This is a genomic window from Brachybacterium tyrofermentans (genome assembly GCF_039526165.1).
Lineage (GTDB): Bacteria > Actinomycetota > Actinomycetes > Actinomycetales > Dermabacteraceae > Brachybacterium > Brachybacterium tyrofermentans.
Genome location: NZ_BAAAIR010000016.1, coordinates 154367 through 172934 on the forward strand (window position 1 = coordinate 154367; position 18568 = coordinate 172934).

12 protein-coding genes are annotated in these 18568 nt (G+C 70.8%); 7 read left to right on the plus strand and 5 right to left on the minus strand.

Annotation, left to right across the window (positions count from 1 at the left end; all coding sequences use genetic code 11):
* Window positions 1-162: 162 nt before the first annotated feature.
* The 5 genes from ABD093_RS03755 (at window position 163) to ABD093_RS03775 (ending at window position 7997) form a co-directional block, all read left to right on the plus strand.
* Window positions 163-2445, plus strand: a complete 2283-nt coding sequence (locus ABD093_RS03755) for a four-carbon acid sugar kinase family protein (RefSeq protein ID WP_343922547.1) — start codon at window positions 163-165, stop codon at window positions 2443-2445.
* A gap of 215 nt (window positions 2446-2660) precedes the next feature.
* Entirely contained in the window at window positions 2661-3596 is a 936-nt protein-coding gene (locus tag ABD093_RS03760) for an ABC transporter permease (RefSeq protein ID WP_343922549.1), read from the plus strand.
* Window positions 3596-4645 (plus strand): ABC transporter permease, encoded by a 1050-nt coding sequence (locus tag ABD093_RS03765; protein ID WP_343922551.1) that lies wholly within the window; start codon window positions 3596-3598, stop codon window positions 4643-4645. Before ABD093_RS03760 ends, ABD093_RS03765 begins: the two co-directional genes overlap by 1 nt.
* On the plus strand, window positions 4642-6363 hold the full coding sequence (locus ABD093_RS03770; protein WP_343922553.1) for an ABC transporter substrate-binding protein: 1722 nt from the start codon (window positions 4642-4644) through the stop codon (window positions 6361-6363). Before ABD093_RS03765 ends, ABD093_RS03770 begins: the two co-directional genes overlap by 4 nt.
* Window positions 6363-7997, plus strand: a complete 1635-nt coding sequence (locus ABD093_RS03775; protein WP_343922555.1) for an ATP-binding cassette domain-containing protein — start codon at window positions 6363-6365, stop codon at window positions 7995-7997. The genes ABD093_RS03770 and ABD093_RS03775 overlap by 1 nt, the downstream gene beginning before the upstream one ends.
* 76 nt (window positions 7998-8073) lie before the next feature.
* On the opposite strand, the gene ABD093_RS03780 is transcribed toward ABD093_RS03775, so the two are convergent.
* The 5 genes from ABD093_RS03780 to iolD all read right to left on the minus strand — a co-directional run bounded on the left by ABD093_RS03780 (window position 8074) and on the right by iolD (window position 14944).
* On the minus strand, window positions 8074-9261 hold the full coding sequence (locus tag ABD093_RS03780) for a Gfo/Idh/MocA family protein (RefSeq protein WP_193117627.1): 1188 nt from the start codon (window positions 9259-9261) through the stop codon (window positions 8074-8076).
* Window positions 9262-9319: 58 nt separating this feature from the next.
* Window positions 9320-10189 (minus strand): sugar phosphate isomerase/epimerase family protein, encoded by an 870-nt coding sequence (locus ABD093_RS03785; protein WP_343922558.1) that lies wholly within the window; start codon window positions 10187-10189, stop codon window positions 9320-9322.
* Window positions 10190-10205: 16 nt separating this feature from the next.
* On the minus strand, window positions 10206-11156 hold the full coding sequence (locus ABD093_RS03790; RefSeq protein WP_343922560.1) for a TIM barrel protein: 951 nt from the start codon (window positions 11154-11156) through the stop codon (window positions 10206-10208).
* Window positions 11157-11213: 57 nt separating this feature from the next.
* Complete coding sequence (locus tag ABD093_RS03795; RefSeq protein ID WP_343922562.1) at window positions 11214-12710, minus strand: CoA-acylating methylmalonate-semialdehyde dehydrogenase; 1497 nt, start codon at window positions 12708-12710, stop codon at window positions 11214-11216.
* Window positions 12711-13033: 323 nt separating this feature from the next.
* Window positions 13034-14944 carry a 3D-(3,5/4)-trihydroxycyclohexane-1,2-dione acylhydrolase (decyclizing) gene (gene iolD / locus ABD093_RS03800; protein ID WP_193117624.1) on the minus strand — a complete coding sequence of 637 codons (1911 nt, stop codon included), beginning with the start codon at window positions 14942-14944 and terminating at the stop codon, window positions 13034-13036.
* 431 nt (window positions 14945-15375) lie between these two features.
* Here iolD and ABD093_RS03805 point away from each other — a divergent pair, with 431 nt between their 5' ends.
* Complete coding sequence (locus ABD093_RS03805) at window positions 15376-16986, plus strand: MFS transporter (RefSeq protein WP_193117623.1); 1611 nt, start codon at window positions 15376-15378, stop codon at window positions 16984-16986.
* Window positions 16987-17325: 339 nt separating this feature from the next.
* Window positions 17326-18519: a Gfo/Idh/MocA family protein gene (locus tag ABD093_RS03810; RefSeq protein WP_343922565.1), complete on the plus strand. Its 1194-nt coding sequence runs from the start codon at window positions 17326-17328 to the stop codon at window positions 18517-18519.
* Window positions 18520-18568 lie beyond the last annotated feature (49 nt).

Consider the following 18568-nt stretch of genomic DNA (forward strand, 5'->3'; position numbering starts at 1 on the left):
GCGACTGCTCCTCGTGAGCACGGGACGTGTTCGTGGAGCTGATGCCCGATGGGGGATCATTCCCTGGATACGTCCCGTGCTTTCTGGTCCGACCGTTCGCCAGCTTCTCCTGCCCTGCCCGTTCGCCCCACCGCTCTGCCCGTCCCGGAAAGGACCACCATCATGGCCGGTTCCCGTCGCCTGCTCGTCCTCGACGACGACCCCACCGGCTCGCAGTGCGTCGCCGGGATCGATGTCGCCTTCGACCTCGACCCCGCGATCCCCGCCGAGGTGCTCACGGAGCCCGGATCGACGTGCTTCGTGCTCACCAACACCCGGGCGCTCGATGAGGCCGACGCCGTCTCCCTGAACCGTCGCCTGGTCGCCGGCGTGCTCGCGGATCCCGTCGCCCGGGAGGGCCTGCACGTCGTCTCCCGCTCCGATTCCACGCTGCGCGGGCACGTCATCGCCGAGCCCGTCGCCATCGCGGACGAGCTCGCCGCCCATGACGTCGCGGTCGATGCGATCCTGCTGGTCCCGGCGATGCTCGAGGCCGGCCGGTACACCGAGGGCGATGTGCACTACGCCGTCGTCGACGGAGTGCCGCGCCGCGTCGAGGACACCGACTTCGCTCGCGACGCCACCTTCGGCTACACCCGCTCCGACCTGCGGGAGTTCCTCGAGGAGCGCTCCGGAGGAGCGGTGCGTGCGGCCGACGTGCTGAGCATCGGGCTCGACGACATCCGCACCGGCGGCGTCGGCCGCGTCCACGAGATCCTTGCCGCCGCCCGCGATCGCCGCTGGGTCGTCGTCAACGCGACGGAGTACTCCGACATGGAGGTCGTCGCGGAGGCCGTCTCGCTGCTCGAGGCGGAGGGCCGCACCCTCATCACCCGCTGTGGGCCATCTTTCGTGCGCCCGTTGGCCGGGCAGAGCGGCGCGCAGGTCGTGGACCCCGCCTCCATCACGATCCCCGCGGGACGCCTGGCCCACGGACTGGTCGTCGTCGGCTCGCACGTGGGCCTGACCACCACCCAGCTGCGCGCCGTCCAGGAGCGCGGCACCCTGGTCGAGGTCGAGCTCCACGTGCCCTCCTTGCTCGATGACCGCCGCGAGCAGCACCTCGGCGAGGTCGTCGAGAGGCTGCGGGCGGCCCTGCAGGAGGACGACTGCGTGCTCTACACCAGCCGTGACCTGGTGCGCTCCGACGATCCCGCCGAGTCGCTCGCGATCGCCCGCAGCGTGTCCGACGCCGTGGTCGAGGTGGTGCGGCGCGTGCGGTCGGTGAAGCCGGCGTGGGTGGTCGCGAAGGGTGGCATCACCTCCCACGAGGTCGCCGCGAACGGGCTCGGGATCCGGCGCGCCCGGGTCGAGGGCCAGTTCTGGCCCGGCCAGGTCTCGCTGTTCTCGGCGCAGGAGGCGCCGGAGGAGGTGATGGGTGCGCCGTACGTGGTGTTCCCCGGCAACGTGGGCGGCGAGCAGGCCCTCGCCGACGTCGTGGACCGCCTCACCGCCGCCGTCGCCGCCGTCGCGCCCGCACCGGACGCGGCACGTGCCCCGGCCACGATCGGGTGGATCGGCCTGGGCGCGATGGGGGCGCCGATGGTCCGCACCGCCGGCGCCGCGGGGTTCGCCGTGCGCGCCTTCGACCTGAGTTCCGACGCCCGCGAGGCGGTGGCTGACGCTGCGACCCCCGTGAACGGCGCGCTCGAGGCTGCGACCGGCGCGGACATCGTCGTGGTCATGGTCGCGACTCCCGCCCAGCTCGAGTCGGTGCTGTTCGGCGACGGCACCAGCGGTGCCCCGGGCACTGGCGGCATCGCCCCCGCGCTCACCGCTGACACCACGCTGCTGATCATGTCCACCGTCGGCCCCGCCGCGATCGAGGCGACCGTCACCGCGCTCGAGGGCATCACGACGCATGTGGTCGACGCGCCCGTCTCCGGGGGTGTGGCCCGCGCCGGGACCGGTGACCTGCTGATCATGGTCGGCGGCGCGGAGCCCGACGTCGCGGCGGTGCGTCCGCTGCTGGACGCCCTCGCCGCGAACGCCCCCGTCGTGGGTCCGCGCCCCGGGGACGGCCAGCGCTTCAAGGTCGTCAACCAGCTGCTGTGCGGCGTGCACATCGCCGCGGCGGGGGAGGCCCTCGCGCTCGCCGACTCCATGGGGCTGGACCTGACGCAGGTCCACGAGGTGCTGAACACCGGCGCCGCCGCATCGTTCATGTTCGGCGACCGCGGCGGGCGGATGGTCGAGGGCGCGCGCGATGGCGCAGCGTTCGACGAGGTCCGCTCGGCGCTCAGCATCTTCGTCAAGGACATGGGCCTGGTGAGCGAGGCCGCCCGAGAGGTGGGCCAGGAGGTGCCGCTCGCGGCGTCGGCCGAAGCGATCTACCAGCGCGGCAGCGAGCTGGGCCACGACCGCAAGGACGACTCGATCGTGTACCGGGTGCTGCGCGGGGAGTGAGAGTGCCGAGCGCGGGCACGGGGAGGTGCAGGGGCCGTCGACGGTGCCCGGGTGCCTGAGGCGCTGAGCAGGCAGTGACTCCGACGGCCGTGTGAACCGGCGGTCGGTGGACCGGGCGGCGGAGTTGTCGAATTGTGACGAGGTCGCGGGCTCCGCGGCGCGCGGTGGTGCAATACTTTCCAACGCTGAACTTTGCACAACCGAAAGCATCCGTGATGACGACCAGTGATGCTCTTCCGGTCGAGGCCGCCGCCTCCACGGACGAGCGACCTTCCCGCGCCCCTGTGTGGCGCTCCTTCCTGCGCCCGGTGCCGGCGACCGCCGCGGTCGTGGTGGTCATCAGCCTGCTGTCCGCGATCTTCGCGAGCCAGCTGAGCGCGCTGTCCGGGAACGACCCGTTCACCTATCACGCGGACGCCCTGGGGCCGGATACCTCACCGACGGGCTTCTTCGGCGGAGTCAGCGCAGAGCACTGGTTCGGGGTGGAGCCCGGGACCGGGCGTGACCTGTTCTCCCTGGTCGTCCACGGGGCGCGGGTATCACTGCTGGTGGGCATCGCCTCGACCGTGCTGGCCACGGTCATCGGGGTGGTGCTCGGCATCGTCGCCGGGGCCGTCGGCGGGATCGTCGAGAAGCTGGTGGACTTCGCCACCGACGTGACCCTCGGCTTCCCCTTCCTCATCTTCGCCATCGCGCTCAGCGCCCTGTTCCCGCTCGAGGCGCCTCGCGCACTGCTGCTCACCCTGGTCATCGGCATGTTCGGCTGGCCCGGCATCGCCCGCGTGGTCGCCGCGGAGACCCGCGTGATCGTGCGGCAGCCCTATGTCGTCGCCTCCCGGGTGATGGGCGCCCGCTTCGGCCACCTCTTCCGTCACCAGGTGCTGCCCAACGTCGCCTCGACCGTGATCGTCTACTCGTGCATCTCCCTTCCGGGCCGGATCAGCGCCGAGGCCACGCTGTCGTTCCTCGGCGTGGGCGTGCTGCCGCCCACCCCGTCGTGGGGCCGCTCGATCGGCGACGCGATCAGCTGGCTGCTCGTGGACCCGGCCTTCCTGCTGTTCCCCGCCGCCGCGCTGTTCGTGGTGACGTTCTCCTTCAACATCCTCGGCGACACCCTGCGTGACGCCCTCGACCCCCGGGGGGTGCGCTGATGGCCCTCTCCCTGCAGCGCGTCGCGCGCAGCCTCGGCGTGCTCCTCGTCGTCGTCGGCCTGACCTTCGCGATCTTCTACGTCGCCCCCATCGACCCTGCCCTGCGGATGTGCGGGAAGCCCTGCTCGCCCGAGGACCTCGAGGCGGCCCGCGGCTTCATGGGCTTCGACAAGCCCTGGTGGGTGCAGCTGGGCACCTTCCTGGTCGCGATCTTCACCGGGCGCACGTTCGGGTCGGCCGACGTGATCGTCGAGTGCGCGGCTCCCTGCCTCGGGTACTCCTTCCAGCTCCACCAGCCGGTCACGGCGCTGCTCGCGGACCGCTTCCCGGTGTCCCTCTCGATCGCCCTCGGCGCCGTGGCCCTGCAGGCCGTGTTCGGCATCGCCGCCGGGGCGCTCGCCGCACGGCGCCAGGGCGGGATCCTGGACCGGGTGGTCACCGGCGTGTCCGTGATCGCCGCGTCGGCCCCCGCCTTCGTGGTGGGACTGCTCGCCGTGGTGGTGTTCGCACTGCGCCTGGACCTGCTTCCCAGCGGCGGCTACGAGCCGTTCACCGAGGGTCCGCTGGAGTGGGCACGGCACCTGGTGCTGCCCTGGGCCACGCTCGCCTTCCTCAACGGCGCCATCTACGCCCGGCTGGTGCGGTCCTCGATGATCGAGCAGCTGGGCCTGGACTATGTGCGCACCGCACGCGCCAGCGGCCTGTCCGAACGACGGATCGACCGGTACGCCCTGCGCAACCTCGCCCTGCCGCTGACCACGCTCATCGCGCTCGACATCGGGGCGCTGCTGGGCGGCACCGTGATCACCGAACGGATCTTCGGCCAGCCCGGCCTCGGCGCCCTGCTGCTGGATGCGACCTCCACCGCGGACCTGCCGGTCATCGTCGGCACCACGCTCGTGGGATCGCTGCTCATCGTGCTCGCGAACCTCAGCGCCGACCTCGCGCGGCCGCTGCTGGACCGTCGGCTCGCCCAGGGCGGCCGCTCGCGCCGCCCCTCCACCGCCACCACCCTGCCTGACCAGACCCCCCAGGAGACGACCCCATGACCACGAAGCCCTCGAAGCCCTCGAAGCCTTCGCAGACCCCGCAGACCGCGGCCCGCTTTTCGCGACGCGGCATCCTCGCCGCCACTCCGCTCGTGCTCGGCGTGGGAGCCCTCGCCGCCTGCTCGAACGGCGGATCGGGTGGCTCCTCCGACGGCGGCGGCGGGGGCGAGAGCGGCGGCACCCTGACCATCTTCTCCACCGGCGAGGAGATGAGCTTCGACCCCGCGACCAGCCAGAACCTCGCGATCACCACGCTGGGCCTGACCGCGCGCCGGCTCACCGCCTGGAAGACCTCGGCCGACGCCCCCACCGAGCTGATCCCCGACCTCGCGACCGACGTCGGCACCGCCTCCGAGGACGGCACGACCTGGACGTTCACCCTCCAGGAGGGGTTGCTGTTCGAGGACGGCACCCCGATCACCGCGGCGACCGTGAAGTACGGCCTGGAGCGGTCCTTCGCGGCTGAGCTCACCGGCGGCCTGACCTATCACAAGGTGCTGCTCGAGGGCGGCGAGGACTACGCCGGCCCGTTCTCGGACAAGCACCTCGACTCGATCGAGACGCCCGACGACCTCACCCTCGTCTTCCACCTCAACCGCCCCTACGGCGACTTCGGCTGGATCGCCTCGACCCCCGCGTTCGCCCCGGTCCCCGAGGAGTCCGGTGAGCCCGAGACCTACGCGACGGAGCCCGTCGCCAGCGGTCCGTACCGCCTGGAGTCCTACGCACCGGGCAGCAAGGCGGTGCTCGTGCGCAACGAGAAGTGGGACGTGGACACCGACCAGGCCCGCCTCGGCGGCCCGGACTCGATCGAGTTCACCCTCGCCCAGGATGCGAGCGTCGTCGCGCAGTCGATCATCGCGGACCGCTCGGATGCCCAGGACTCGTTCCTGTCGACCTTCGTGCCCACCGCGCAGCTGGTCCAGGCGCAGAACGATCCGAAGGTCGGGGACCGCCTGGTCACCTCCGGCCCGGGTGCGCTGGAGTACCTGGCGCTGAACACCGAGTCCGACGCGCTGAAGGACGTCAAGGTCCGCCAGGCCATCCAGTACGCCGTGGACAAGGAGGCCTACCGCACCGCCAAGGGCGGCGAGATCTCCGGTGACTACGCGACCACGCTGATCACCCCGGGCATCGCCGGGCGTGAGGAGTACTCGCTGTACTCCGACGAGCCCACCGGCGACGTCGACAAGGCCGCCGCGCTGCTCAAGGAGGCCGGGGCCGGAGAGATCTCGCTGCGTCTGGTGATCACCGATGACCAGACCGGTGCCGCCGAGTCCATCCAGCAGGGCCTCAAGCGCGCTGGGATCACCGTGACGATCCAGCCGCTGGACGAGAACGCCTACTCCTCCGAGGTGACTGCGGGCGACGGCACCGGCTACGACCTGGTGCTCAGCTCCTGGCAGCCCGATGTCCCCTCGCCCAACGCCAACCTCACCCCGCTGTTCGACTCCAGCCAGATCGGCGACGGCAACTACAACCTGGCGCGCTACGCGAACCCGGATGTCGATGCCGCGATCCTCGAGGCCTCCTCCACGATCGACGCCGATGAGGCGCATGCGAAGTGGGCCGCCGTGGACAAGCAGATCCTCGAGGAGTCCCCCGTGGTGCCGCTGATCTATTCGAAGAACTCCTTCATCCACGGCTCCGGCGTGGAGAACTTCGTGATCGGCGAGTTCCCGGCGTACCCGAACTACCTCACGGTCACGCTGGGCTGATGAGCACTGCCGACGAGCTCCTCGCCCTCCGCGACCTGCAGGTGAGCATCGCAGGCCGGTCCATCGTGACCGGCCTGGACCTCACCGTGCACGCGGGGCGGATCACCGCGCTGGTGGGCGAGTCAGGGTCCGGGAAGAGCATGACGGCCCTGTCCACGATCGGCCTCCAGCCGCGCAGCGCCGAGGTGCGCGGCAGCGCCCGGCTGGGCGCGGCGGAGCTCGTCGGCTGCTCGGCCGCGGAGATGCGCCGGATCCGGTCCGGGCAGATCGGGATGATCTTCCAGGAGCCGGGGCAGTCGCTGTCCCCGGTGATGAAGGTGTCCAAGGGGTTCCGGCACGTCCTCGCCGTGCGCGAGGGCATCCGCTCCCGGGCACGGGCGGAGACCCGCATGCGGGAGCTGCTGTCCTCCGTCGGCCTGCCGGATCCGGACCGCTCCGCCGCCTCCTACCCGCACGAGCTCTCCGGCGGCGAGCTGCAGCGGGTGGTCATCGCCCTCGCGCTCAGCGGCGACCCGGCCCTGCTCATCGCCGACGAGCCCACCACGGCGCTCGACGTCACCGTGCAGCGCGGGATCCTCGACCTGCTGGTGAGGATCGTGGCGGAGCGGCAGATCGGGGTCCTGCTCATCACCCACGACATGGGTGTGGTGGGCGAGATCGCCGACGAGGTCGTGGTCCTCAAGGACGGCGACGTGGTCGAGACGGGACCGGTGCGCGAGGTGCTCTCCGCGCCCGAGGCCCCGTACACGCAGGCCCTGCTGTCCGCCGTTCCGCGGCTCGCCGAGAGCCTCGAGCGGGCCGACGGGGGAGCAGTGCCGGAGCGGCGGGAGGGCGAGCATCCCGTCGTGCGGGTCGAGGGGCTGAGCGTGGAGTACCACCGGCGCGGCGGCTCGCACCGAGCGCTCGACGACGTCGGCATGGAGATCCGCCGCGGGGAGATCCACGGCCTGGTCGGGGAGTCCGGTTCCGGGAAGTCCACCTGGGGGAAGGCCCTGGCCGGCCTGGTCCCCGCACAGGCGCGAACCCTCGAGATCGAGGGCGTGGACCCGCGCACGCTCGGCGCCTCGCAGCGCCGGGCGGCGTACGCGCGGGTGGGGCTCGTGTTCCAGGACCCCGCCTCCTCGCTGAACCCGCGCCGCACCGTGGGCTGGAGCATCGGGGAGCCGTTGCAGCTGGCCGGCGGCATCTCCCGCACCGACATCGCCCGGCGGGTGAAGCGGGCGCTGGAGATCGTGCACCTGCCCGCCTCGTACGTGAGCCGGCTCCCGCATGAGCTCTCGGGCGGTCAGCGCCAGCGGGTCTCCATCGCCCGCGCGCTCATCCTCGAACCGGCGCTGCTCATCGCCGACGAGCCCACCAGCGCCCTGGACGTCACCATCCAGGCGCACGTGATCGACGTGCTGCGCGACGCGATCGCCGAGACCCGCTTCGCCTGCGTGTTCATCAGCCACGACCTGGCCGTGGTGGGCTCTCTCGCGGACCACGTGACCGTGCTGCGCGCCGGTCGCGCCGTAGAGCAGGGCACCGCGCGCGAGGTGCTCGGGGATCCGCAGCACGAGTACACGCGCGCCCTGCTCGCGAGCGTCCCCGACCCCGAGCGGCGGTTGCGCGAGGATGGCGGCGAGGCGGCGTAGGCCCGGGTTTCGGCTCCAGGTATGAGACCAGGATCCAGGTTCTGCCCCTGCCTCTGGCTCGGCTCCGGGCTCCGGCCTAGGGCCGGGGCACGGTCTCCCACGCCCGGCTGGCCGCGGAGCGCACCACGGCCTCGCACACCTCGGCGGCGGCGAGGCCGTCGGCCGCGTTCGGGGCGAGATGGGTGCCGTGGGCGATGTCGGAGAGGAACTCCGCCGCCTCGATCGTCTTGAGGTCATCGAAGCTCATGGGGATGCCCGGGCCGGGTTGGAAGCGGGCGTAGTCCCCGTGCCCGGGGCCGGCCAGAACGGTCGTGTAGCCGTGCTCGGTGCTGCTGCTCCCGCCGCCGGCGCCCTCACCGTCGCTGAGCATCACCTCGAACTCGTTCATCCGGGTGAAGGACCAGCGGGCCGAACCCTCGGTGCCGAACAGCTCCAGGGCGTAGTCGCTGCGGTGCCCGCGGGCCACCCGCGAGGACTCCAGCGTCGCGTGGGCGCCGCCGGAGAGCCGGGAGAGAGCCGCGACCCAGTCCTCGTTCTGCACGGGGCCGCGCTCCTCGCCCACCTCGATGCCGCCGTGTCCCACTCCGGCCGAGGTGGGGATCGGACGCTCCGGAATGAAGATGTCCGAGGTCGCGGTGACCTCCTCGATGTGCTGCCCGGTCACGTACTTGACGAGGTCCGCGCCGTGCGAGAGGAGATCCCCGATCACGCCGCTGCCGGCCTTCTCCCGGTCGTAGCGCCAGGTCAGGGCGCCATCGGGGGAGGAGGCGTAGTCGGCGTTGAGCCAGCATCGCACGTTGGTGATCCGGCCCAGACGGCCATCCGCGACGAGGGAGCGCAGGTGCTGCACGGCCGGGGCGTGGCGGTAGTTGAAGCCCACCGCGGTGGCCACGCGGGCGGCGGCCGCGGCGTCGTGGATCTCGCGGGACTGCGCGGCGGAGACGCCCATCGGCTTCTCGATCCAGAACGGCTTCCCCGCCGCGGCGGCCTTGATCGCGAAGTCGCGGTGCAGGAAGTTCGGCGAGCAGATCGAGACGGCCTCCACGTCAGGATCGGCGAGCACCTCATCGATGCTGGCCACCGCTTTCTCGAAGCCGAATTGCTCGGTGGCGGCGAGCTGATTCGCTTCGAGCGGGTCCGCCGCGACCACCAGACGGGGCCGCAGCCCGAGCTCGGGGAAGCGGGAGGGGATCCGCTGGTAGGAGGTGGAGTGGAGGCGCCCCATCCAGCCGAGGCTGATCACGCCGATGCCGATGTCTTGCATGGTCTTCTCCTGAGGTCGTGTGGTGGGGCGGGTACGCGTAGCCCCGTCGGCCCCGTGGTCAGTCGCCGTCGAACTCCGCGAGCAGGCGTTCGCGCATCCGCACGTTGACGGCGTCGGCCTCCTCCTCCCACCCGAACACGCACACGGACATCGGCCCGTCGTACTCGCGCTCGCGCAGGTAGGTGAAGGCGGAGTCCCAGTCGATCTCGCCGTTGCCGATCTCGTTGTGCTGGTGGATGCGGGCGTCGACGCCGGGCGGGTTCATGATGTAGCGGTTGCCCACGTTGGCGGTGTGGTCGAAGACGTCCGCGATGTGCAGGTGCTTCAGGCGGTCCCCGGCGTAGTCCATCATCTCGCGCGGATCCCGGTTCCCGCGGCCCACGTGATAGGCGTGCGGGAAGCAGAACTCGTAGTTCAGCCAGTCGCGGTCCACCCCGCGGATGATCTGCACGGCCTGGTCGTTCTCCTCCACGAAGTCGTAGGGGTGCGCCTCGATCGTGCACTCCAGGCCGTACTTCTCGAAGACGGGGACCAGCTCCTCCATCGACCGGTAGAACTGGTGCTCGCTCTGCAGCGCCCGGTTCGGGTCGCCGGAGAACTCGGTGGCGATCAGCGGCACCTCGAGGGCGTCGGCGATCTCCAGCAGACGCTTCCAGTTGCGCACCTGCGCCTGGCGTTCCTGCTCATCCGGCGCCGCCCAGTCGAAGACGGGGTTGAAGGACCAGATCTTCACACCGGTCTCCGCCATCGCCCGCTTCACCTCGGCGATCTGATGGCGATCCACCTTGGGGTAGTGATGCCACTGGTGGAAGTCCGCGCGCGGGGACAGCTCGAGGTAGTTGAAGCCCAGCTCACGAGCCTTGTGCAGCTCCTGCGCGACAGAGAGGTGCGGGTGGTACATGGACGGGTCCAGCAGGATCTTCACCATCGGATCGCTCTCCTTCTCACTTCACGCCGAGGCCGCACCCGGCCAGGAACTCACGGGTCGCGATCGCGTTGGGCAGCGGCAGTCCCGGCTCGCAGGGGTAGAGGTCCTGCTCGCAGATCACGTAGAGCTCCTTGTCCATCGTGGCGAGCTTCGCGACCAGGTCCTTCATGTTCGGCAGACCCTTCGGCGGGCACACCGAGGCGCCCTTCGCGACGGCCTCCCCGAACGGCCAGTCCTTCTCGTGCGCCTCACGGGCGAGGTCCGGGTCGAAGGCCTTGATGTGCACGTAGCCGATGCGCTCGGGGTACTCGTCGATCATCGCGAGCGGATCGCCGCCGCCGTAGACGATGTGGCCCGTGTCCAGGCAGAACGAGACCAGCTCCGGGTCCGTCGCCTCGAAGACCCGCGCGATCTCCTCGGGAGTCTCGATGTGGCTGTCCCCGTGGGGGTGCAGCACCATCGTCAGGCCGTAGTCCTCCTTCATGATCCGACCCAGCTCGTTCGCGTTGGTGACGTAGCGCTTCCACGCGTCGCCGGTGAGCTCCCGATCGTCGGTGAACTTCCAGGTCTTCTCGTCGCGGTACATCGGCGGCAGATGCACCATGTACTCCGCGCCCACGGCCGCATGGGTCTCGGCGATCGCGCGGAAGGTGCGCTCGGTCTCCGCCCAGGCCCCTTCCTTGTGCAGAATGCCCCAGCCGGTGCCGGCCACGACGCGGAAGCCGTGCTCGTCCATCGCGGACTGCAGCTGCTTCGCATCCTGGGGGAAGTAGCCCCACGGCCCGGTCTCCATCACGGAGAACCCAGCCTGGGCCATCTCGCCGAGAGCGGTGCGCCACGGGATCTGCTTCTCGTCCTCGGGGAACCACACGCCCCACTGATCAGGGCATACGCCGATGGTGAGCTTGTCGAACGGGGCGTCGGGATTGCGGGAACGGTCGATGCGCGGGGCGTCGGAAGAGGTCACGTCGCAGCTCCTTCGGTGGTCGTGGCGGGGTTCTCCCCGGTGGGGGTTCCCGTGGTGTCAGTCGTGGGTCGGGAAGCTCATCGAGGCCTCGACGGTCTCGTTCTGCGAGGGCCAGCGGGTGGTGACGGCCTTCTGCTTCGTGTAGAAGCTGAGGCCCTCGGGACCGTGGGCGTGGTGCTCGCCGAACAGGGAGTCCTTCCAGCCGCCGAAGGAGTAGTAGCCCACGGGGGTCGGGATCGGGACGTTGATGCCGATCATGCCCACCTCGACCTCCTCCTGGTAGCGGCGTGCGTAGTGGCCGGAGTCGGTGAAGATCGCGGTGCCGTTGCCGAAGGGCGAGGAGTTCACGAGCTCGAGGGCCTCGTCGAAATTGTCCACGTGCATGACCACGAGCAGCGGCCCGAACACCTCGTCGGTGTAGGTGGCGTGGCTGCGGTCCAGATCGGTGATGACCGTCGGCCCCACGAAGTTGCCGTTCTCGAAGCCCTCGACCACCAGTCCACGGCCGTCGACGACGATCGTGGCCCCGGCCTGCTCGGCCTCGTCGGTCATGCGGATCACGCGGTCGCGGGCGTCCTGCGTGATGACGGGCGGCATGTCGGTGGTCTCGGCGTCGCCGGGGCCCACCACGAGCTTCTCCGCCTCGGCCTTGATGGCCGCGAGGAACTCCTCGTGGATGTCGCCGACGGTGACCGCGACCGGCACGGCCATGCAGCGCTCGCCGGCGGAGCCGAAGGCACCGGAGGCGACCTGGCCGGCGGCGAACTCGATGTTCGCGTCGGGCATCACCACGGCGTGGTTGTTGGCGCCGCCGAGGGCCTGGACGCGCTTGCCGGCCGCGGAGGCGGTGGCGTGGACGTGCTTCGCGATCGGGGTCGAGCCCACGAAGGAGACGGCGGAGATGTCGTCGTGGGTGCACAGCGCGTCGACGGTCTCCTTGCCGCCGTGGACCACCTGGAAGACACCGTCGGGCAGGCCGGCCTCCTGGTAGAGACGGGCCACGATGTTCGAGGCCGACGGGTCCCGCTCCGAGGGCTTGAGGATGAAGGCGTTGCCGGTGGCCAGGGCGATCGGGTGCATCCAGAAGGGCACCATGGCCGGGAAGTTGAACGGCGTGATGCCGGCGACGACGCCGAGCGGCTGGCGCATGGTGTGCGCGTCGACGCCGGTCGAGACGTTCTCCGAGAAGCCGCCCTTGAGGTCCTGGGTGATGGAGGTGGCGAACTCGAGGGTCTCCAGGCCGCGGGCGATCTCGCCCTTCGCGTCGGCGACCGTCTTGCCGTGCTCCTGGGAGATCACGGTGGCGATCTCGTCGGTCGCGGCGATGAGCAGCTCGCGCATCCGGTAGAAGATCTGGGTGCGCTTGGCCAGGGAGACCTTCGCCCACTCGCGCTGCGCGGCGACGGCGACCTGGACGGCACGGTCGACGGTCGAGGCGTCGCCGAGATGGAGGGTGCGGATCTGCTCACCGGTCGCGGGATTCAGGATCGGCTGGGTGGAGCCGGTGCCGGCTTCTTCGCGGCCGTCGATCCAGTGCTGGACGTTCTGTCCCATGGTGTTCTCCTTGCGGGTCGTGCGGTGAGGGGTGGTCTGTGGTGGGGCTGGGGCGTATACCGGGGCCGGCGTCGGGGCTGCGGCCGGGGATCGGGCTGCGGCCGGGGTCAGGGCCGGGGATGGTGGACGGCGAGGGACGAGCAGTCGTATCCAGTGGCGCAGGGTGTGCAGCAAGCGCCTATTTGACGCTGCCTGCACACCATCCGCCAGTCGATGCGATGTGGCCGGGCCTTGGCTGGCTGGCTGTGGCTGGCTGTGGCTGGCTGGCTGGCTGGCTGGCTGGATGTGGCCGGGCCGGGCCGGGCGCGACCGGGGCGGAGGGGTCAGAGGTAGTGGCGCTGCGGGGCCTTCTCGGCCTCGTAGGCGGTCGAGGCCTGCTGGGTGGACTCCAGGCGCGAGACCTGCGAGACCGGCACGTCCCACCAGCTGTTGCCGGGCGGGTTGGGGCCGTACAGGTTCGTGTTCACCACGATCGCGGTGGCCTCGGCGGAGGCCTCGGCGCGACGGTAGGCCTCGCGGAAGGCCGCGGTGTCGGAGACCTCCTGCACCTCGAGGCCGTAGGAGCGGATGTTCGCGGGGATGTCGAAGGGCAGCTTCTCGCCGTCCAGCATCCCGGTCTCCTCGTTGCGCATCCGGTACTTGGTGCCGAAGCGCTGGGAGCCGTGGGACTCCGAGAGGGAGCCGATCGAGGACCAGCCGTGGTTCTGCAGGATCACCAGGATGACCTTCACCCGCTCGGCGACGATCGTGGCGATCTCCTGCGGGGCCATCTGGAAGGTGCCGTCGCCGATGATCGCGACGACCTCGCTGGTGGGGCTCGCCATCTTCGCGCCGAGGGAGGCCGGCAGCTCGTAGCCCATGCAGGAGTAGCCGTACTCCAGGTGGTACTGGATGGGGGAGCGGGCCTTCCACAGCGCCTGCAGGTCACCGGGCATGGAACCGGCGGCGTTGATGACGATGTCCTCGTCGCCCATCATGTCGTTGAGGGCGCCGAAGATCTCCGTCTGCGCGGGGAGCTCCTGGTCGTGGGGCTGGAAGCAGGGCTCGATGAGCTCCTCCCACTGCGCCCGCAGCTGCTGGGCGCGCTCGCCGTGCTCGGCAGGAGCCCGATGGTCGCCGAGGGCCGCGCGCAGGGCGTCCAGGCCGGTGCGCGCGTCGGTCACGACCATGGTCGCGGAGTGCTTCGCGGCGTCGAAGGCCTTCACGTTGAGGTTCACGAAGTGCGCCTCGGGGTTGCGGAAGGCGGTGTGCGAGGCGGTGGTGAAGTCGGTGTAGCGGGTGCCCACGCCGATGATCACGTCGGCCTCCGCGGCGAGCTCGTTGGCGGCGTTGTTGCCGGTCGAGCCCACGCCTCCGATCGCCAGGGGGTGGTCCGCGCTGAGCGCGCCCTTGCCCGCCTGGGTGTCGAGCACCGGGATCCCGGTGGCGTCGGCGAAGGCCGCGAGGGCCTCGCTCGCCTCGGAGTAGATGGCGCCGCCGCCGGCGATGAGCACGGGCCGACGGGCCGCGCGGATCACGTCGACCGCGCGCTGCAGGGCGGCGGGCTCGGGCACCGGCCGGGCCACGTGCCAGGTGCGCTCGCGGAAGAACTCCAGCGGCCAGTCGAACGCCTCGGCCTGCACGTCCTGGGGGAGGGAGAGGGTGACGGCGCCGGTCTCGGCGGGATCGGTGAGCACGCGCATGGCCTGCAGCGCCGCGGGGATCAGCTGCTCGGGCCGGGAGATGCGGTCGAAGTAGCGGGAGACGGGCCGGAAGGCGTCGTTGACGGAGACGTCCCCGGCGGTCTCGTCCTCGAGCTGCTGGAGCACGGGGTCCACGGTGCGGGTGGCGAAGATGTCGCTGGGCAGCAGCAGCACGGGGATGCGGTCCACGGTCGCGAGCGCCGCCCCGGTGATCATGTTCGTGGAGCCGGGGCCGATGGAGGCCGCGCAGGCGAAGGCCTGGAGGCGGTTCGTGGTGCGGGCGTAGGCGACGGCGGTGTGGACCATGTTCTGCTCGTTGCGCGCCTGGTAGTACGGCATCGGGTTCTCCCCGTCGGCCGGATCCGTGGCGTTCTGGAGCAGGGCCTGGCCGATGCCGGCCACGTTGCCGTGGCCGAAGATCCCGAAGGTGCCGGGGATCAGCCGGTCGCGCACGCCGTCGCGCTCGGCGAACTGGGCGGCGAGGAACCGGACGAGGGCTTGGGCGACGGTGAGCCGGACGGTGCCGGCGGGGGTCGACGAGGGGACGCTCATGCTGCCTCCGTGATGCGGGCTCCGTCGCAAGGGCGGGCCCTGGGTGACACCATCTGTCGCTGGGACTCGACGGTGAGTTCAGATGTGACCAGCATGCCGAGCGTTCCCCGCACTTGTCAAGAGTTTGTCAGGACAAGATCTGTGCCGTGTCGTCCCTGGTGGGCGGCTCGCTGCCGACCCCAGTGGGGATAGAGGGGTTCCGTCGCCGGTGACCGCTGTGCTAGCTTGCCTCCAAGTCAGTGACGAACACTCACTTCGACCGGACATGAGATGCCTTGAGGGCGACTCCTGTAGGACATGGACGTCTTCCGCGAGAGTGCTCGTGCCCGGCTCCCCGACTCCCTGCCGGTCCCCGACCGGCCTCCGGTGAGACCTGTGTATCCCCGCGATCCCCGAGGTCCCGCACCGGACTCAGGTTCCAAGGAGGGAACATGAGCCAGTCGCACCATGCGGAACGCACTCGCATCGCCGAGCTCGTCCGCACCACCCCCGCCGCCGGGCCGAAACGCTCCATCGGCCTGCTCGCCGTCGTCGCCTGCCTGGGCGGCTTCCTCTTCGGCTACGACACCGGCGTCATCTCCGGCGCCCTGCCCTACATGTACATGCCCAAGGAGGCCGGCGGCCTCGCCCTGACCTCCCTCGAGGAGGGCCTCGTCGGCGGCTTCCTGCTGGCGGGCTGCGCCGTCGGCGCGATCATCGGCGGCCGGCTCTCGGACCGCTACGGGCGCCGGCACAACCTCCTGATCCTCGCCGTCGTCTTCTTCGTCGGCGCTGTGGCCTGCGCCCTCTCGCCGAGCCTCTGGGTGCTGTACCCGGCGCGCTTCGTGCTGGGCCTCGCCGTGGGCGGCGCCTCGACCACCGTGCCCGTCTACCTCTCGGAGACGGCGCCCAAGGAGCAGCGCGGCATGCTGGTCGCCGTCGACCAGCTCATGATCGTCACCGGACAGTTCATCGCCTTCGGGATGAACGCCCTGATCGCCTCGCTCCAGGGCGGCCCGGAGGCCGTCGTGGCCAACGATCCCTCCGGCACCTACGAGGCCGGCGAATCCGCCTCCTGGAGCCTGCTCGCCGGGATCGGCGGCGTCGCGGTCTCCGACGGCAACGGCCACGCCTGGCGCTTCATGCTGGTGCTCTGCTCGATCCCCGCGATCGCGCTGTGGCTGGGGATCCGGATGATGCCCGAATCGGCCCGCTGGCACGTGGGTCGCGGGGAGCTCGTGCAGGCGATCGCGAACCTCAAGCGGGTGCGCATCGAGGGCACGCACGACGTGGCCGTCGAGGTCGCCGAGATGGAGGCCAACCGTCGCGCGGAGGAGAAGCGGGACAAGCTCACCCTGCGGGCCGGGCTGCGGGTCCCGTGGCTGCGCTCGATCATCATCTTCGGCGGCATCTTCGCGATCCTCCAGCAGCTCACCGGCGTGAACACGATGATGTACTACGCGCCGAAGGTGCTGATGGCGGCCGGTTTCGACGCCCAGGCCTCGATCATCCTCAACGTCTTCACCGGTCTCGCCTCGGTGATCGGCTCGGCCGCGGGCCTGCTCGCGCTGCGTCGCTTCGGCCGGCGCCAGGTGCTCCTGGTGGGCCAGACCATCCTGACCCTGTCGCTCATCGCGATGACCGCGATCTTCCTGCTCGGCATCGATCCGTACATCACGGCCGACGGGGCGGTCTCGCCGGACATCCCGCCGTTCGTGCCCTACCTCGTGGTGCTGGTGATCGTGCTGTTCATGCTCGGCATGCAGTCCGGCCCCGGACCGGTGATGTGGGTGATGCTCTCGGAGATCTTTCCCAACGCGATCCGCGGCGCGGCCAACGGCTTCGCGGTGATGATCCTGTGGATCGCGAACCTCGCGGTCACCGTGACCTTCCCCGTGATGATGGACGGGATCGGCCCGGTCGCCACGTACGGGATCTTCGCGGCGATCAACATCTTCGCGGTGATCTGGTACTTCCTGCGCATCCCCGAGACCAAGAAGTTCACCCTCGAGCGCATCGAATGGGAGTTCCGCGAGGCCGGCGGCGTGATCCGCCTGCGCTGAGCTCTCGCGCTGGGCTCTCGTGCCGAGCTCACGCACCGAGTTCTCGCACCGAGCTCACGCACCGAGCTCACGCGCCGAGCGCTCGCGCCGATGAGGTCTGACGCGTCGCTATCGACCCCTCATACCGACGCGTCAGGCCATCTCGACCGCCGACCGCCGACCGCCGACCGCCGACCGCCGACCGCCGACCGCCGACCTCCGACCGCCTCCCGCCGGCCTCGACCGCCCCGAAGCCACCTACCCCAACGCACCCCGCACCCCGCACCACCCCGCACCCCGCACCACCACGCACCCCTCACCACCACACAAGACCCGCACCTTCCCGGGAAAGGACCCGACATGACCTCTTCACCCCTTTCCGTCGCCGTCATCGGCACCGGCATGGCCGGCAGGACCCACGCCAACGCCTGGAGCCAGGCCGGAACCGTCTATGACCTGGGCCTGCCGCCCGTGCGGCTCGCCGCCATCGCCGACGCCCACCTGCCCTTCGCCGAGGACGCCGCCGCCCGCTATGGCTACGAGAAGGCCGTGGGGGACTGGCGCGACGTCGCCGAGGACGACTCGATCGACATCGTCTCGATCGTGGTGGGCAACGCCCTGCACCGCGAGATCGCCGAGGCCATGGCCGCGGCGGGGAAGCACGTGCTGTGCGAGAAGCCCCTGGCCGGCACCCTCGAGGACGCCGAGGCGATGGCAGCCCTCGAGCAGAAGCACCCCGACCTGGTGCTCGCGACCGGCTACACCTTCCGTCGCAACGCCGGCATCGCCATGCTCGCCAAGCTCGCCGAGGACGGCGCCCTGGGGAGGATCGCCCACCTCGACGGCCGGTACTGGTGCGACTACGGGGCTGACGAGAACGTCCCCATGGCCTGGCGGTACAAGGGCCCGATGGGTTCCGGCGCGCTCGGCGACGTCGGCTCCCACCTCGTGGACTCCGCCGAGCTGATCCTGGGCCCGGTGGTCGAGGTCTCCGGCGCGCAGCTCGTGCAGACCATCTCCGAGCGGCCGGTGGCCGGCGGTGCGGTCGCGGGCGGGCGCGGGGTCGCCGCCTCCGCCGACGCTCCGAAGGAGGTCGTCGAGAACGACGACGTCGCCACCTTCACTGCGCGCTTCGCCTCCGGCGCCGCGGGGACCTTCTCGGTGTCCCGTGTCGCTCACGGCCTGCCCAACTACAAGGCGCTCACGGTGCTCGGAACCGACGGCACCGCGAGCTGGTCCCTGGACCGCACCGGCGAGATCCAGATCGCCGACGCCACCTCGCCGCAGGGCCTCGGCGGTCTGCGCCAGGTGCTCGTGAACCCCGAGTTCCCCTACTTCGGCAACGGCTCCTCGATGGCCTTCGGCGGCGTCGGCCTGAACCAGATCGAGCAGTTCACCTACCAGGCGCACGCCTTCCTGCAGCAGGTCGCCGGCATCACCGAGGGCGCCCTGCCGCCGTGCGCGAGCTTCGCCGACGGCTACCGCCAGATGCGGGTGCTGGACGCCGTGGCCCGCTCGGCGGCGTCCGGTGGCGCGGCGATCGAGATCTCCTGACCCGGCCGACCCGTCGGCCTGTTCCCCACGACCGTTTCCGAGAGGAGAC

Bases quoted from the DNA above. Each gene is read 5' to 3' on its own strand.
- ABD093_RS03770 (WP_343922553.1), top strand. From the start codon at position 4,642: ATGACCACGAAGCCCTCGAAGCCCTCGAAGCCTTCGCAGACCCCGCAG.
- ABD093_RS03755 (WP_343922547.1), top strand. From the start codon at position 163: ATGGCCGGTTCCCGTCGCCTGCTCGTCCTCGACGACGACCCCACCGGC.
- ABD093_RS03760 (WP_343922549.1), top strand. From the start codon at position 2,661: ATGACGACCAGTGATGCTCTTCCGGTCGAGGCCGCCGCCTCCACGGAC.
- ABD093_RS03765 (WP_343922551.1), top strand. From the start codon at position 3,596: ATGGCCCTCTCCCTGCAGCGCGTCGCGCGCAGCCTCGGCGTGCTCCTC.
- ABD093_RS03805 (WP_193117623.1), top strand. From the start codon at position 15,376: ATGAGCCAGTCGCACCATGCGGAACGCACTCGCATCGCCGAGCTCGTC.
- ABD093_RS03810 (WP_343922565.1), top strand. From the start codon at position 17,326: ATGACCTCTTCACCCCTTTCCGTCGCCGTCATCGGCACCGGCATGGCC.
- iolD (WP_193117624.1), bottom strand. From the start codon at position 14,944: ATGAGCGTCCCCTCGTCGACCCCCGCCGGCACCGTCCGGCTCACCGTC.
- ABD093_RS03795 (WP_343922562.1), bottom strand. From the start codon at position 12,710: ATGGGACAGAACGTCCAGCACTGGATCGACGGCCGCGAAGAAGCCGGC.
- ABD093_RS03780 (WP_193117627.1), bottom strand. From the start codon at position 9,261: ATGCAAGACATCGGCATCGGCGTGATCAGCCTCGGCTGGATGGGGCGC.
- ABD093_RS03775 (WP_343922555.1), top strand. From the start codon at position 6,363: ATGAGCACTGCCGACGAGCTCCTCGCCCTCCGCGACCTGCAGGTGAGC.
- ABD093_RS03785 (WP_343922558.1), bottom strand. From the start codon at position 10,189: ATGGTGAAGATCCTGCTGGACCCGTCCATGTACCACCCGCACCTCTCT.